The 14,983-nt window shown below is 70.8% G+C and carries 16 protein-coding genes and 1 riboswitch; of the genes, 13 read left to right on the top strand and 3 right to left on the bottom strand.

What is annotated here, in order from left to right; all coding sequences use genetic code 11:
• The first annotated feature begins 348 nt into the window (after nucleotides 1-348).
• The 9 genes from ABZ470_RS41515 to ABZ470_RS41475 all read left to right on the top strand — a co-directional run bounded on the left by ABZ470_RS41515 (nucleotide 349) and on the right by ABZ470_RS41475 (nucleotide 10,841).
• On the top strand, nucleotides 349-783 hold the full coding sequence (locus ABZ470_RS41515) for a DoxX family protein (protein ID WP_352012559.1): 435 nt from the start codon (nucleotides 349-351) through the stop codon (nucleotides 781-783).
• 262 nt (nucleotides 784-1,045) lie between these two features.
• On the top strand, nucleotides 1,046-1,600 hold the full coding sequence (locus tag ABZ470_RS41510; protein WP_352012558.1) for a CDP-alcohol phosphatidyltransferase family protein: 555 nt from the start codon (nucleotides 1,046-1,048) through the stop codon (nucleotides 1,598-1,600).
• Between the two features lie 3 nt (nucleotides 1,601-1,603).
• Nucleotides 1,604-4,105, top strand: a complete 2,502-nt coding sequence (locus ABZ470_RS41505) for a mannose-1-phosphate guanyltransferase (protein WP_352012557.1) — start codon at nucleotides 1,604-1,606, stop codon at nucleotides 4,103-4,105.
• A 246-nt stretch (nucleotides 4,106-4,351) separates the two neighbouring features.
• Nucleotides 4,352-4,864 carry an FHA domain-containing protein gene (locus ABZ470_RS41500; protein WP_352012556.1) on the top strand — a complete coding sequence of 171 codons (513 nt, stop codon included), beginning with the start codon at nucleotides 4,352-4,354 and terminating at the stop codon, nucleotides 4,862-4,864.
• A gap of 26 nt (nucleotides 4,865-4,890) precedes the next feature.
• Nucleotides 4,891-5,541, top strand: a complete 651-nt coding sequence (locus ABZ470_RS41495; RefSeq protein ID WP_352012555.1) for a MerR family transcriptional regulator — start codon at nucleotides 4,891-4,893, stop codon at nucleotides 5,539-5,541.
• Between the two features lie 79 nt (nucleotides 5,542-5,620).
• Nucleotides 5,621-6,091, top strand: a complete 471-nt coding sequence (locus ABZ470_RS41490) for a bifunctional nuclease family protein (RefSeq protein ID WP_184713884.1) — start codon at nucleotides 5,621-5,623, stop codon at nucleotides 6,089-6,091.
• A gap of 234 nt (nucleotides 6,092-6,325) precedes the next feature.
• Entirely contained in the window at nucleotides 6,326-6,856 is a 531-nt protein-coding gene (locus ABZ470_RS41485; protein WP_246435481.1) for a MerR family transcriptional regulator, read from the top strand.
• Between the two features lie 14 nt (nucleotides 6,857-6,870).
• Nucleotides 6,871-6,962, top strand: a riboswitch (glycine riboswitch).
• A 159-nt stretch (nucleotides 6,963-7,121) separates the two neighbouring features.
• Complete coding sequence (gene gcvP / locus ABZ470_RS41480; protein ID WP_362918689.1) at nucleotides 7,122-9,977, top strand: aminomethyl-transferring glycine dehydrogenase; 2,856 nt, start codon at nucleotides 7,122-7,124, stop codon at nucleotides 9,975-9,977.
• 81 nt (nucleotides 9,978-10,058) lie between these two features.
• Nucleotides 10,059-10,841, top strand: coding sequence for a hypothetical protein (locus ABZ470_RS41475; protein ID WP_362918687.1), 783 nt, complete (start codon nucleotides 10,059-10,061; stop codon nucleotides 10,839-10,841).
• Nucleotides 10,842-10,858: 17 nt separating this feature from the next.
• Here the strand turns inward: ABZ470_RS41475 and ABZ470_RS41470 are convergent, their stop codons facing one another.
• Nucleotides 10,859-11,239 (bottom strand): hypothetical protein, encoded by a 381-nt coding sequence (locus tag ABZ470_RS41470; protein WP_352012552.1) that lies wholly within the window; start codon nucleotides 11,237-11,239, stop codon nucleotides 10,859-10,861.
• Between the two features lie 82 nt (nucleotides 11,240-11,321).
• Between ABZ470_RS41470 and ABZ470_RS41465 the strand changes: the two genes are divergently transcribed.
• Nucleotides 11,322-11,927, top strand: a complete 606-nt coding sequence (locus tag ABZ470_RS41465; RefSeq protein ID WP_352012551.1) for an alpha/beta family hydrolase — start codon at nucleotides 11,322-11,324, stop codon at nucleotides 11,925-11,927.
• Between the two features lie 12 nt (nucleotides 11,928-11,939).
• On the opposite strand, the gene ABZ470_RS41460 is transcribed toward ABZ470_RS41465, so the two are convergent.
• Both ABZ470_RS41460 and ABZ470_RS41455 read right to left on the bottom strand, forming a co-directional pair.
• Nucleotides 11,940-12,131, bottom strand: coding sequence for a DUF5999 family protein (locus ABZ470_RS41460; RefSeq protein WP_352012550.1), 192 nt, complete (start codon nucleotides 12,129-12,131; stop codon nucleotides 11,940-11,942).
• Between the two features lie 357 nt (nucleotides 12,132-12,488).
• A complete protein-coding gene (locus tag ABZ470_RS41455; RefSeq protein ID WP_352012549.1) occupies nucleotides 12,489-13,094 on the bottom strand; it encodes a TetR/AcrR family transcriptional regulator C-terminal domain-containing protein in 606 nt (201 codons plus the stop codon).
• Between the two features lie 160 nt (nucleotides 13,095-13,254).
• On the opposite strand from ABZ470_RS41455, the gene ABZ470_RS41450 reads away from it, so the two are divergent.
• The 3 genes from ABZ470_RS41450 to ABZ470_RS41440 all read left to right on the top strand — a co-directional run bounded on the left by ABZ470_RS41450 (nucleotide 13,255) and on the right by ABZ470_RS41440 (nucleotide 14,901).
• Nucleotides 13,255-13,656, top strand: a complete 402-nt coding sequence (locus tag ABZ470_RS41450; protein ID WP_362781340.1) for a hypothetical protein — start codon at nucleotides 13,255-13,257, stop codon at nucleotides 13,654-13,656.
• Between the two features lie 286 nt (nucleotides 13,657-13,942).
• Nucleotides 13,943-14,587 (top strand): NAD(P)H-dependent oxidoreductase, encoded by a 645-nt coding sequence (locus tag ABZ470_RS41445; protein ID WP_362781342.1) that lies wholly within the window; start codon nucleotides 13,943-13,945, stop codon nucleotides 14,585-14,587.
• Nucleotides 14,584-14,901: a multidrug efflux SMR transporter gene (locus tag ABZ470_RS41440; RefSeq protein WP_352012546.1), complete on the top strand. Its 318-nt coding sequence runs from the start codon at nucleotides 14,584-14,586 to the stop codon at nucleotides 14,899-14,901. Before ABZ470_RS41445 ends, ABZ470_RS41440 begins: the two co-directional genes overlap by 4 nt.
• Nucleotides 14,902-14,983 lie beyond the last annotated feature (82 nt).

Genomic DNA, 14,983 nt, shown 5'->3' with positions numbered 1-14,983 from the left:
CCCCGGAACCTCGGAAGGCCCGGGACGCACGAGACGGATCCGTCTCGTGCGTCCCGGGCCTTCGCCGTGCCGCCAGGGCCGCCCGGAGACGAAGGTCGTTGACAACGACAGTTGCGAATAGTTGGATGTTATGTGGGTCAAGGAACATCCGTGGCCGGGTCCGTCACCCGCCGTCCTTGTCGCCCGTTCGGTGACGATCGAAGTGCTCGTGCTGTGAAAGCACAGTTCCGGCCCCATTTTTGGCGTTTGTGCAGCGCCGTACTATGCCCAAATAGTTCAACGTTCAACCAAACGTCGACCTGTGGGTGCCGGTTCATCAGTGAACTACATCGCAACAGGAGAAAAGTCATGCTGGAGAGAATCGGGCCTTACACCCTTTTGCTCGCCCGGGTCGTCATCGGCATCGTGTTCATCGCGCACGGCCTTCAGAAGCTCCTCAGCAGCGGGATCGACGAGGTCACGGCCGGGTTCACCCACCTCGGCATCCCCCTCGCCGCCGTGGCGGCCCCGGCCGTGGCGGGCAGCGAGGTCCTCTGCGGCCTCGCCTTCATCCTCGGCGCCGCCCTGCCTGTCGCGGGCGTCATCCTCGCCCTCAACATGGTCGGCGCCTACGTCTTCGTCCACGCGGGCAAGGGCTTCTTCTCGCAGCAGGGTGGGTTCGAGTACGTCCTGGTCCTGTTCGCCATCTGCCTGGCGATCGGGTTCAGCGGCGGCGGGGCGCTGGCCCTGGACAGGCTGTGGCGGCGTGACCGCTCCCCGGTCGCCGTGGGAGCCGCGAACTGAGCCGTTCCGGCGGGCCGTGACCGGGTCCGCCGAATCCTCCCCGGGTGCGGGACGGGCGACACGCCCGGCCCGCGCCCGCGGCACACTCCCCCCACGACCTCGAAGAACCTTCACAGGGTTCCTGCCGAAGCTGTGAAGAGACCTGTGGTGCCCGTCACCTGCGGGATGCCGCGGCGAACGCAGTAGGGTCGGCTTCAGGTACGGGGAGGGAGACATTCGGGTGAATCCGGAAGCATCGGGTGCCGAAGACCGCATTTTGACGGTGCCCAACGCGCTGAGCCTGGCCCGGCTTGTCGGAGTCCCGGTCTTCCTGTGGCTGGTCCTCGGGCCGAAGGCCGACAGCTGGGCCGTGGCGCTGCTGATGCTGGCCGGCCTGTCCGACTGGCTCGACGGCAAGATCGCCCGCGCGTGGAACCAGACCAGCAGGCTCGGCCGCCTCCTCGACCCGCTGGCCGACCGCCTCTACATCCTGGCCACCCTCTTCGGCCTGGCCATGCGCGAGATCATCCCCTGGTGGCTGGCCCTGGCGATCCCGTTGCGCGACGTCATGCTGCTGGGCATCCCGCCCATCCTGCGCCGCCTGGGGTACGGCCCCGCGCTGCCCGTGCACTTCCTCGGCAAGGCCGCGACGGCCAACCTGCTCTACGCCTTCCCCCTGCTCTTCCTCGCCCACCACGACGCCTGGTACGCCGGGCCCGCCCGCATCGTCGGCTGGTCGCTCGCGATCTGGGGCACCGGACTGTACTGGTGGTCCGGGGCGCTCTACTGGGTACAGGTGCGTCAGCTCATACGCGGAGCCGGACGCATTAAGAGGTGATGTGTGAAGGCCGTCGTGATGGCGGGCGGGGAGGGGACTCGGCTGCGGCCGATGACCGCCAACCAGCCCAAGCCACTGCTACCCGTGATCAACCGGCCGATCATGGAACACGTGCTGCGCCTGCTGAGGCGGCACGGGTTCACCGAGACCGTGGTGACCGTGCAGTTTCTGGCGGCGCTGGTCCGCAACTACTTCGGTGACGGCGACGAGCTCGGCATGAGCCTGTACTACGCCACCGAGGACACCCCTCTCGGCACGGCGGGCAGCGTCAAGAACGCCGCGGACAAGCTCAGGGACGAGCCCTTCCTGGTCATCTCCGGCGACGCGCTGACCGACATGGACCTCACCGACATGATCCGCTTCCACCGGGAGAACGGCGCGCTGGTGACGATCGGGCTCAAACGCGTCCCCAACCCCCTGGAGTTCGGCATCGTCATCGTCGACGACCGGGGCAGAGTCGAGCGCTTCCTGGAGAAGCCGACCTGGGGCCAGGTCTTCTCCGACACCGTCAACACCGGCGTCTACGTGATGGAGCCCGAGGTCCTCGACGAGATCGCCGCGGGCGGGGTCGTCGACTGGTCCGCCGACGTCTTCCCCCGCCTGCTGGCGCGCGGCGCCCCGCTGTACGGCTACGTCGCCGACGGTTACTGGGAGGACGTCGGCACCCACGAGAGCTACCTCAGGGCGCAGGCGGACGTGCTCTCCGGGCGGGTGAGGGTGGACATCGACGCCTTCGAGGTCTCCCCGGGTGTCTGGGTGGCCGAGGGGGCCTCGGTCGACGCCGACGCCGTGCTCAAGGGCCCCCTGTACGTCGGCGACTACGCCAAGGTCGAGGCGGGGGCCGAACTGCGCGAGTTCACCGTGCTCGGCAGCAACGTGGTGGTCAGGGAGGGCGCCTTCCTGCACCGCGCCGTCGTCCACGACAACGTCTACGTCGGCCCGAGCGCCCACCTGCGCGGCTGCGTCGTCGGCAAGAACACCGACCTGATGACCGGGGTCAGGATCGAGGAGGGCGCCGTCGTCGGCGACGAGTGCATCATCGAGGCCGAGGCGTACGTCTCCTCGGGCGTCAAGGTCTACCCCTTCAAGACCGTGGAGGCCGGGGCGGTCGTCAACACCAGCGTCATCTGGGAGCCCAGGGGCCAGCGCAGCCTGTTCGGCCCGCGCGGCGTCTCCGGCCTGGTCAACGTGGAGATCACCCCCGAACTGTGCGTACGGCTCGCCAGCGCCTACGCGACCACGCTGAGGAAGGGCGCCTCGGTCATCACCTCCCGGGACTCCTCCCGGGCGGCCAGGGCGCTGAAGCGGGCCGTGATCAGCGCGCTGACCGCCAGCGCGATCAACGTGCTCGACCTGGAGGCGGCCCCGCTGCCCGTCTCGCGCTTCCACACCGCCAGGGAGAACGCGGTCGGCGGGATCGCGTTGCGCACCACTCCGGGCGACCCGCAGAGCGTGGACATCGTCTTCATGGACGAGCACGGCGCCGACCTCTCCCAGGGCGCCCAGCGCAAACTGGAGCGGGTCTTCTCCCGCCAGGAGTTCCGCCGCGCCTTCCCCGGGGAGATCGCCGAGCTGAGCTTCCCGGCCAGGGCGATCGAGGACTACACCTACGAGCTGCTGCGTTGCGTGGACGTCACCGGGGTGCGCGACGCCGACCTGAAGGTCGTCGTCGACTGCGCGGGCGGCACCTCCTCACTGGTGCTGCCCAGCCTCCTGGGCAGGGTCGGCGTCGAGGTGCTCACCGTCAACAACCGCCTGGACGACGCCTCGCCGACCGAGACCCTCGCCGAGCGCCGCCGGGCCCTGCAACGCCTGTCCGAGCTGGTCGGCTCGGCCAGGGCGGCCTTCGGCGTGCGCTTCGACCCGGTGGGGGAGCGGATCGCGCTCGTCGACGAGACGGGCCAGCTGATCAGCGAGGAGCGCGCCCTGCTGGTCGTGCTCGACCTGGTCGCCGCAGAGCGGCGCGGCGGCAGGGTGGCCCTGCCGGTCACCACGACCCGGGTGGCCGAGCAGGTCTGCCGCTTCCACGGTGTGCAGGTCGAGTGGACCTCGACCGCCCTGGACGCGCTGACCACCGCGGCCAGGGCGGAGGGCATGGTCTTCGCCGCGGACGGGCGGGGCGGCTTCGTGGTACCCGAGTTCGGCCCGACGGTCGACGGCCTGGCGGTGTTCCTGCGGCTGCTCGGCCTGGTCGCCAGGACCCGACTTTCGCTCAGCCAGATCGACGCCAGGATCCCGCAGGCCCGGTTGCTGCGCCGTACGGTCCCCACGCCGTGGGCCGCCAAGGGCGTGGTGATGCGCTCGGTCATCGAGGCCGCCGAGCTGTACCGGATAGACACGACCGACGGGGTGCGCGTCGTGGCGCAGGACGGCAGCTGGGCGCTGGTGCTGCCGGACCCGGCCGAGGCGGTGACCCACCTGTGGGCGGAGGCGGGGGACGTCGACTCGGCGCAGAGCCTGATCGAGCACTGGGCCAGGGTCGTGGAGGGGGCGGCGGCGACCTGAGGTCTCCCCTGGGATCCCCGGCCCGGAGAGCGCGAAAACCCAGCGCGGCGGCATGGACCGGGGCGCCGCCCGGCGGTAACTTTGTCCTCGACCGAACCCGTCCTCGAGCGTCGGACTTGATCTTTCTCGCTATTCGGTGTATGTTGCGGCATTCGCAGTCTGAGCAAATACTTGAGAAGCGATGAAGCGAGGCGCGCGTACCGAGAACCGTTGCCGCGTCCTCGCGGTAGGAGGCCGAGCCGATCGATGCCGAGCGTCTACTGCACGCAGTGCGGTCATGCCAACCCTGAGGACGCCCGTTTCTGTTCACGATGCGGGTCGCCGCTGACCAGGTTCGACTCCCCGGGAGACAGTACGTCGACGATCTCCCTGTCCGGGATCGAGGCCTACGAGGCGGAGACGGGAGAGACGCTTCTCGCCGAGCGGCAGGCCGTCGAGCAACTGCCTCCGGGCGCCGCGCTGCTCGTCGCCATGCGTGGTCCCAACGCGGGCAGCCGCTTCCTGCTGGACAGTGACCTGACCACGGTCGGACGTCACCCCGAGAGTGACATCTTCCTGGACGACATCACCGTCTCGCGGCGTCACGTCGAGTTCTACCGGCGCGGCGGAGGGGTGTTCACCGTCCGTGACGTCGGCAGCCTCAACGGCACCTACGTCAACCGCGAGCGGATCGAGGAGGTCCCGCTTTACGGCGGCGACGAGGTGCAGATCGGCAAGTTCCGCCTGGTCTTCCTCACCCGTGGCGCCGCTGGAGGATGATGAGCTCCCAGGCGGCTCGTTCGCACATGAGCATCGGGGAGGTGCTCGCCCTGTTGCAGGGCGAGTTCCCCGACGTCAGCATCTCCAAGATCCGTTTCCTGGAGGGCGAGGGGTTGATCGAGCCGGAGCGCAGTCCCTCCGGCTACCGGAAGTTCAGTTACGCCGACGTCGAGCGGCTGCGTTACATCCTCGGCGAGCAGCGCGACCGTTACCTGCCGCTGCGTGTGATCAAGGACCGGCTCGAGGCCGCGGACCGCGAGGACCGGCCGGTCACCCCTCCGCGGGCCCTTCCCGGCGAGGCGCCGCCGGAGGTTCGTCTCACCCGCAAGGAACTGCTCGCCGCCGCCGAGCTCGACGAGGAGACCCTCACCGAGCTTGAGGACTTCGGCCTGCTCGCCGCGGTCGCCCGCCACTACGACGCCGAGGCGCTGGCCGTGGCCCGCAGCGTGGGGGCACTGGCCGCCTTCGGGCTCAGGGCACGCCACCTGCGGGTCGTCAAGGCCGCGGCCGAGCGGGAGGCCACCCTCGTCGAACAGGCCATCGCGCCGTTGCTTCGCCGCCGAGGCCCGGGGGCCATCGACCGGGCCGACGAGACCGCCAAGGAGATTTCTGGTCTTCTGCTGGAATTGCACGCCTCGCTCCTGCGTTCCGCCGTGCGTGGGGGCTTGGGCCGGTGAGAACCTGACCAGGCACTCGTCCCCTCACGAGTGTTACGTTGAACAAACCGGTCATAATCCAGCGAAGACGGAGCAGCCCGTGTTGCAGATGGAGGTCGTGGGCGTTCGGGTTGAGATGCCCTCAAACCAGCCTATTGTCCTGCTGAAGGAGGCACATGGGGAGCGGTACCTGCCGATCTGGATCGGCATGACCGAGGCGACGGCGATCGCGATGGCCCAGGCCGAAGAGCCGCCACCCCGGCCACTCACCCATGACCTCTTCCGCGACGTGCTCGACGCGCTCGGCGTCCGGCTGAGCACCGTGAACATCGTCGCACTCCGTGATGGGATCTTCTTCGCCGATCTCGTGTTCTCCAACGGGGTCGAGGTGAGCGCCCGTCCTTCGGACTCCATAGCCCTGGCGTTGCGTACGGGAGCCCGTATCTTCGCCAGTGAGGACATCGTCAGGGAGGCGGGGGTGATCATTCCCGACGACCAGGAGGACGAGGTGGAGAAGTTCAGGGAGTTCCTTGACACGATCACGCCCGAGGACTTCGGTCGCGCGGGGTAGGTATTTCGGTGCATTTACGCTTCACGACGCGCCGGGGAGGGTCGTTGACTGATCTTGGCCCCAGTCCTACGGTGCAAGTGAAACCCGCGGCTGTGCGCAAACCCCCAGATCAGGCCGCGGGATGAGAGAAAGCCGGAGGTCCGCGTGGCGGTCAGCAGCGGCGAGGGTAGAAACGCCGACCAGGATGACCCGGAACGGCGCGGGGAGGCACGTCAGCGTGCGGGCGAAGAGGGCCTGCTGTTCGACGGGCAGCCGGTGAAACTGCCCGCCGACATCGGATACCGCGGTCCCACCGCCTGTGCCGCGGCCGACATCACCTATCGGCAGCTGGACTACTGGGCGCGCACCGGTCTGGTCGAGCCCACGGTCAGGGCCGCTCACGGTTCGGGTTCCCAGCGCCTGTACGGCTTCCGCGACATCCTGGTGCTCAAGGTCGTCAAACGGCTGCTCGACACGGGTGTGTCCCTCCAGCAGATCCGCATCGCCGTCCAGCACCTGCGCGACCGCGGCGTCAACGACCTGGCCCAGATCACCCTCATGAGTGACGGGGTGAGCGTGTACGAGTGCACCTCACCCGACGAGGTCATCGACCTGCTCCAGGGAGGGCAGGGTGTCTTCGGCATAGCCCTCGGCCGCGTCTGGCAGGAGGTGGAGGGCTCCCTGGCCGACCTGCCCGGAGAGCGCGCGGAGTCCGGCCAGAGCCCTTTAGGCGATCACCACGCGGATGAGCTGGCCCGTCGTCGCCGGGCTCGCCGCACCGGGTAAGGTTGTCTCGCTGCTGACTCTGCGCGGGAGAGACCCCGGCATGATCGGGGCGCCGAAGGAGCAACCTCCCCGGAATCTCTCAGGCACCCGGTACCGCGTGGGCGAGGCGACTCTGGAAAGCAGGCACGCCCGCCAGGCGCGTCTCACCGACGGGGAAAGCCTTCCACGCACCGGAAGGTGAAACTCTCAGGTCGCGATGACAGAGGGGGAGATCCGGCATACGCCCGCGCCCAGCGCCGGTCTCCAACGTCTCGGGAGGCTTCCCATGACCGACCTGTCACCGCTCAGCGAGCTGACCCCCCCGCCGTTCGCCACCCGTCACATCGGGCCCGCGGACGCCGACCAGACCCGCATGCTCGAGGCGGTCGGATTCGCCTCGACCGCCGACTTGGTCGCGGTGGCCGTCCCCGAGGCCATCAGGGCGAAGGACAGGCTCAACCTCCCGCCCGCCGCGAGCGAGACGGAGGCCATCGCCGAGCTGCGCGCCCTCGCCGGGCGCAACACCGTGCTCACCTCGATGATCGGCCTGGGCTACCACGACACGATCACCCCGGCGGTCATCCGCCGCAACCTCCTGGAGAACCCCGGCTGGTACACCGCCTACACGCCCTACCAGCCCGAGATCTCCCAGGGGCGCCTTGAGGCCCTGCTCAACTTCCAGACGGTCGTCTCCGACCTGACCGGTCTCGACGTGGCGGGCGCCTCCCTGCTGGACGAGGCCACCGCCGCCGCCGAGGCGATGACGCTGGCCCGCAGGGCGGTGCGCGGCTCCTCGAACGTGTTCGTCGTCGACGCCGGCTCGCTGCCGCAGACCAAGGCCGTGCTGCGCACCAGGGCCGAGCCGCTCGGCATCGAGCTGGTCGAGAGCGACTTCACCGAGGCCCTTCCCGACTGTTTCGGCGTGCTCGTGCAGTACCCCGGGGCCGATGGCGAGATCAGGGACTTCCGCGCGGTCGCCGAGGCCGCCCACGCGCGCGGCGCCCAGGTGGTGGCCGCCGCCGACCTGCTGGCCCTGACCCTGCTGGCCGCCCCCGGCGAGCTCGGCGCCGACATCGCGATCGGCTCCTCGCAGCGCTTCGGCGTCCCGCTGGGCTTCGGCGGCCCGCACGCCGCCTACATGGCCGTCCGCGACGGCCTGCAGCGGCAGATGCCCGGCCGTCTGGTCGGCGTCTCCCAGGACGCCGACGGCCGCCCCGCCTACCGCCTGGCGCTGCAGACCCGTGAGCAGCACATCCGCAGGGAGAAGGCGACCAGCAACATCTGCACCGCGCAGGTGCTGCTCGCGGTCATCGCGGGCATGTACGCCGTCTACCACGGCCCCGAGGGCCTTCGCAGGATCGCCAGGCGCGTCCACCGGCACGCCGTCGTGCTGGCCGCGGGCCTGCGCCACGGAGGCGTCGAGGTCGTCCACGACGCCTTCTTCGACACCGTGCTCGCCCGGGTGCCCGGCCGCGCCGCCCGGATCGTGGCCGCGGCCCGCGACAACGGCGTCAACCTGCGCCTGGTCGACGCCGACCACGTCGGTGTCACCTGCGACGAGCGGACCGAGCAGCTCCACCTGGAGCAGGTCCTGGCCGCCTTCGAGGTCAGCGGCGCCGTACTGACCGACCTGGACGCCGCGGCGCACGACGCGCTGCCCGAGGGGCTGGCGCGCACCGGCGACTACCTGACCCACCCGGTCTTCCACAGCCACAGGTCGGAGACGGCCATGCTGCGCTACCTGCGCAGGCTCCAGGACAAGGACGTCGCGCTCGACCGGTCGATGATCCCGCTCGGCTCGTGCACCATGAAGCTCAACGCGACCACCGAGATGGAGCCGATCACCTGGCCCGAGTTCGCCGGGCTGCACCCCTACGCCCCCGCGGAGCAGGCCGAGGGCTACACGGAGCTGGTGCGGGAGCTTGAGGGCTGGCTGGCCGAGGTCACCGGCTACGACGCGGTCTCCATCCAGCCGAACGCGGGCTCCCAGGGTGAGTTCGCCGGGCTGCTGGCGATCCGCGCCTACCACCACGCCCGCGGCGAGGCCCATCGCGACGTCTGCCTGATCCCCTCCTCCGCGCACGGCACCAACGCCGCCAGCGCGGTCATGGCCGGTATGCGGGTCGTCGTGGTCGCCTGCGACGACAACGGCAACGTGGACCTCGCCGACCTCGACGCCAAGCTCGGCAAGCACCGCGACCGGCTCGCCGCGATCATGGTGACCTACCCCTCGACGCACGGCGTCTACGAGGAGACCATCACCCAGATCTGCGAGCGGGTGCACGAGGCGGGCGGCCAGGTCTACGTCGACGGCGCCAACCTCAACGCCCTGGTCGGCCTGGCCAAGCCGGGCGAGTTCGGGGCGGACGTCTCCCACCTGAACCTGCACAAGACCTTCTGCATCCCGCACGGCGGCGGCGGCCCCGGCGTCGGCCCCGTCGCGGTCCGCGCCCACCTCGCCGGCTACCTGCCCGGTCACCCGCTGCGCGACGACTCGCCGGTCGGTCCCGTCTCCGCCGCGCCGTACGGCTCGGCGGGCATCCTGCCCATCTCCTGGGCCTATGTCAGGATGATGGGCGCAGACGGGCTCAAGGCGGCCACCGAGCAGGCCATCCTGTCGGCCAACTACCTGGCCCGCAGGCTCGCCCCGCACTACCCCGTCCTCTACACCGGCCGGGGCGGCCTGGTCGCCCACGAGTGCATCGTGGACCTGCGCCAGATCACCAAGGAGACCGGTGTGACCGTGGACGACGTGGCCAAGCGCCTGGTCGACTACGGCTTCCACGCTCCCACCATGTCCTTCCCGGTGGCCGGTACGCTGATGATCGAGCCGACCGAGAGCGAGGACCTGGCCGAGCTCGACCGGTTCTGCGAGGCGATGATCGCGATCAGGGGGGAGATCGAGAAGGTCGCCTCCGGCGCCTACGACAAGACCGACAACCCGCTGCGCAACGCCCCGCACACGGCTGCCTGCCTGCTGGCCGACGACTGGGAGCACGCCTATTCGCGGGCCGAGGCGGCCTACCCGCTGCCGTCGGTGCGCGAGGCCAAGTACTGGTCGCCGGTCCGCCGGATCGACCAGGCGTACGGCGACCGCAATCTGGTGTGCGCCTGCCCTCCGCTTGAGGCCTACGAGGACTGATTCGCACCGTTAAGATCCACCTCGTGGACAGGGCTCCGGGCCACCGGGCCCGGGGCGATTCCTTACCCGGAGGGACCCTGCATGCCAGAGGTGGACACCCGACCGCTGGAGACCGCGCGGCGGCTGGCCGAGGACGGTGACCTGGACGGCGCCGCGGTGATTTTCGCGGAGCTGGCCGCGGACCCTGAGGGGCCCGACCGCGCGCAGGCGGCGGTCGGGCTGGCGGTGGTGCTCGAGGAGCGGGGGGACGCGGCCGACGCCAGGGCGGCGGCCCGTGCCGCGTTGGCCACCGGCCATCCCGAGTTCGCCGGGCAGGCCGCCTGCCTGCTCGCCAGGAGCTTCGAGCGCGACGACCTGCCCGACCAGGCGCGGGCGGCCTGGCAGGCCGCGCTGGGCACCGGGAACGCCGCCTGCGCTCCGCTGGCGCACATGGGTCTGGCCAGGCTCGCCGTGGGCCCCGTGGAGGCGGAGGAGGCCCTGAGGGCCGCGCTGGCGACCGGAGAGCCGGAGATCTCCTCCCTCGCCGCCCAGCGGCTGGCCGAGATCCTCCTTGAGGAGGGGGAGGCGGCCGAGGCGGCGGGAGTGCTCGTCGAGGCGCTGTCCGTGCCGGACGTCGTGGAGACGGCGAGGCTGCGGGTGCTGCTCGGCATCGCCCATCTCGAACTGGCCTGCGCCGAGCTCACCGGGGCGGTGGAGGAGGGCGGCGACGCCGAGACCGGGGCGCTGGCCATCGAGCTGCTGGCCCGCACGCTGCCGCTCAGAGGGCGTGAGGAGGACGCCGAGCGGGTGTGGCGTTACGGCCTGGACAGCGCGGACGAGGAACTGGCCGAGGAGGTCAGGCTGCGGCGCAACCGGGACGCCTGAGTCTCCGGCCCCGCTCTTCAGTCGCGGTGGCGCAGCCCGCCGAGGGCGTGGGCGATGTTGATCACCACGATGCCGCCCCAGGCGACCAGAATCCCCACGGTCCCGCCCTCGGCGGCGACGGCGGTCAGCGGGATGGCCAGCCCCAGCGAGCCGAGCGCGATCGGGACGGTGCCGTTCCCCTTGCGCCGCGGCGCGGGGGGAGGACCCTGGGGGTGCGGATAGTGCTGCTGGGGGTGATAACCCGTGGCCTGCAGCTCCGCCCGCACCCTGGCGGCGATCGTCGAGTCGAGGCGTTCGACGAAGGACTCGACGAGCGCGGCCTCGTACTCGGGGCCGAGGTCACGGCGGGCCCCGATGGTCGCCCGTACGTCCTGTCGGATATCGTGATGATCCTGCACCCTGAGATTGTCCGCCCTGCCGCAGGCCCGGACATCAGCCGTTAGGACTAGATCGGTGTCCATCCGGAGTACTGCCTCGTCCGTGGAGATCGGCACCGTTCACGGCCCGGCCGTGGCCGAGATCGACGAGGTGGCCGATCCACGTTTCCTGCTGGTGCTCACCCACGGCTCGGCCGGGGGAGTGGACGCACCCGACCTGCTGGCCGTACGGGACGCGGTGACGCCGATCGGCGGAGTGGTCGCCCGGGTGCTCCAGCCGTTCAGGATGCGAGGGGCCAGGGCTCCCGGATCGGCGGCCAGGCAGGACGAGGCCTGGCTGGAACTGGTCGCCGGGCTTCGCGGGCTCCGGCCCGGTCTGCCGTTGGTGCAGGGCGGGCGGAGCAACGGGGCCAGGGTCGCCTGCCGTACGGCCTCGCAGGCGGGGGCGACGGCGGTGGTCGCGCTGGCCTTTCCCCTGCATCCTCCCGGTAAGCCGGAGAGGTCGCGCGCGCAGGAACTGCGCGCGGCGGGGGTCGACGTGCTGGCGGTCAGCGGTGACCGTGACCCGTTTGGGGTCCCCGAGGCGGCGGACACCTCGCGCCTGGTGGTGCTGCCCGGTGAGGGGCACGATCTCAAAAGGCATCCCGGCAGGGTGGGCGAGGTGGTCGCGCACTGGCTCGGCGCGAGGATGCGCGCCGCCGCGGAGTGATCGGTCAGGCGATCAGGCGACGCCGGCCAGGGGCCGGTGCGGCTCGATGACCCCGCCGTCGGGCAGGATCTCGCCGGTGTCGTCGAACAGCACCACACCGTTGCAGAGCAGGCTCCAGCCCTGCTCGGGGTGGGCGACCATCGTACGGGCGGCTTCGCGGTCCAGCGCCTCGGCGGGCGGACAGGACGGCTGGTGCGGGCACATCGGCGTGCCTCCGGATCTCTATCGTCGGCTCGCTGGATCGACATCGGACAGCGGGTGGACACCGTGTCCCCGATGGGAATCCGTTCCCATCGCGTGACGGGTGACGAGCATCTGGTGTGGACATGTGGGTCGTGCGTGCCTCGAACGGGGTGAGGTCCGCACGTTGGTCAAACTCAAGTGTGCGATCTGGATCTCACCCCGGGACATAGCCCGTTAGGACTGTTTGCGAACTCTGGAGAGTGGTCCTTCAGGGCTCTTCCGGAGGTGTGACCTATAGCACAGGATGCCTCATAGCGGACATCTGGCCAAGCGAAACGCGCCATCTGGCAGGTAAAAAAGGATCGGCCTCGCGTTTCTTTACCGTTCAGTCTCCGTTCGCTTTCCGTTGAGTCCCGCCAGCAGGGCGTTCAGCCCGTGCTCGAAGTCGGTGTCGGCCGCCGCGGAGCCTCCGCCGGCCGACGGGGGACGCCACGGTTCGGCGCCGTCCGCCGGGGAGTCGGCCCATCCGGAGCGCTGTACCTCGACTGCGACCGCGCCGAAGACGTAGGCCCGCAGCGTCCGTACCGCCTGCGCCGCGTCGGGCAGCCCGGCGTCGGCGAGCTGCTCGGTCTGCTCCATGAGGGCGATCGCCGCGCGGCCCTTCGGGGGCTTGGTCAGCGCCAGCGCCAGCACCCCGGGATGCTCCCTGAGCGCGTCCCTGCTCGCCCTGCACCACGCCCTCGCGCTGTCCTGCCAGGTGCTCGCGGGCTCGGCGTGGACGGCCGTGACGTGCTCGGCCAGAGCGTCCATGAGGGCGTCCTTGCCGCGCGGCAGATGGTGGTAGATGGCCATGGCCTCGACCTGGAGCGCGTCACCCAGGCGCCGCATCGTCAGCCGCCGGAGCCCCTGGCTGTCGGCGATGTGCAGGGCGGCCTCGATGATGCGTTCCCTGGAGAGCGGGACGGGCGGTCGTTTGGCGGGCATGGGCCGCATCCTGCCATCGGTGACCTTACTGTGTAAAGGGCGCCGCGCCGTGCCGTCCGGGGTGGGCCGGTCCCTGAGTGGGTGGTCCGGGGGCCGACGGCGTAGGCTACAGCCGTGATCCGCCGGGAGGTTCCCGGCGACGGGTGAGAGAGGGCAGACGATGGCGTTTTTCCGACCGGGCGTGAGCCGGGAGGCGGAGGTCCGTCACCACGCCGACCAGGAGGTCGGGAAGAGCTTCCCCGAGTTCCTTGAGAGGGCGCGCACGGCCGAGGCCGAACTGCGCCGGGTGCAGGCGGCCGGGGCGTCCCCGGAGGAGCTCAGGGCCGCCGGGCTGGTCTTCGACGCGGCGCTGACCGAGGCGCTGCGCGCGGCCGAGGCGGGCCAGCGGGCGACCTTCGGGCCCAAGGCCTACGACGACAGGATCCGCCGCCGCAAGGGCAGGGCGACCCCCAAGGGCGCGGAGTGGACCGCCGAGGTCAACCGGCTGCGCACCCTGCGCGAGGAGAACCGGCTGACCGGCATCGCCCGCGTCCCGCGGCCGGTGACCACCGTCGTCCGCTGACTCCTCGTGTGAACGGCCTGCCGGGTCGTTCACGCACCAGGCGGCTCCGGGATACCGGGGCCGCCTTTCTCATGCCCGGATGCCTCGACGTGCCCGGGTGGCCGGTGGTCGTTCCCGGCGTCGCCTCCGAGGCGCCCCTCTCGCCGCGCCGTGCCCGTCGCCGCGTGCGATGACGGGCGCCGCCCTCCGGCCGACTGGGTCCGGATCAAATGGACATCGTGTCCGCTTGTCGCTATGGTGATTAAGCGGACACAACGTCCGCTTTGGCATCGAGGATCGGAGAGCCGTGAGCCGCCTGCTGCACCTGGACGCCAGCGCCCGCCGTGCGTCCTTCTCCCGCACCCTGTCGGGGATCTACGCCGCCGCGTGGCGCGCGGCCAACCCGGAGGGCGGATACACCTACCGGGACCTGGCCGCCGACCCCGTCCCGCACATCGGGCAGGCCTGGACGGAGCTGTGCGACCGTGTCCTGGCCGGTCAGATCACCGACATCGGCCGCTACCACGAGGTGGTGAGCACCCCGGAACAGGCCGAGGCCTGGGCGGTGGTCGAACCGCTGCTCGACGAGCTGGTGGCCGCGGACGTCGTGCTGATCGGCACGCCGATGTACAACTTCTCCATCCCCTCGGCGCTGAAGGCCTGGATCGACCAGGTGACCTTCCCCAAGATGAAGCTCACCGGCCGGACGTTCGTCGTCGCGGGCGCGCGGGGCGGCGCCTACGGCCCCGGCACTCCCAGGGAGCCCTTCGACCACGAGGAACGCTATCTGCGTGACTTCTTCCTCGGGCACTTCGCCGTCGAGGACGTCACGTTCGTCCACGCCGAACTGGTCAACTCCCTGGTGGACCCGGCCCTCGCCGACCGGAGGGCCGTGCACGAGCGGTCCTACGCCGCCGCGCGGGAGCTGGCCGGGAAGCTGGCCGTCCGATGAGCTGGCTGCTGCTCATGGCGGCCGGGCTGGTGGAGATCGCCTGGTCGCAGAGCATCAAGCCGACCGAGGGGTTCACCCGGCCGCTGCCCACGCTGGTCTGTTTCGCGCTGGGGGCGCTGGCGGTGTGGCTGCTGTCGAAGGCCATGCAGCAGGGACTCCCCGTCGGCACCGCCTACGCCGTCTTCACGGGCATCGGCGCCGTCGGCGCCATCACCCTGGGGATCGTGCTGCACGGCGATCCCGTCGGGGCGGGGCGTGTCGCGGCCCTGGCGTTGATCGTCGGCGGGGTCGTGCTGGCCAGGGCGCTCGCCTGACCCCGGGCACGCGTGAGGGGCGTGGGGGGGGGGGGGGGGCCGCCGGGCCGGAGCGGGGGGGGGTTGGATGGCGAAGCTCGGC

This window comes from Streptosporangium sp. NPDC020072 (assembly GCF_040631445.1).
Taxonomy (GTDB): domain Bacteria; phylum Actinomycetota; class Actinomycetes; order Streptosporangiales; family Streptosporangiaceae; genus Streptosporangium.
Note: the sequence above shows the minus strand (reverse complement) of the source record. Positions and strands in the feature narration are given on the sequence as shown.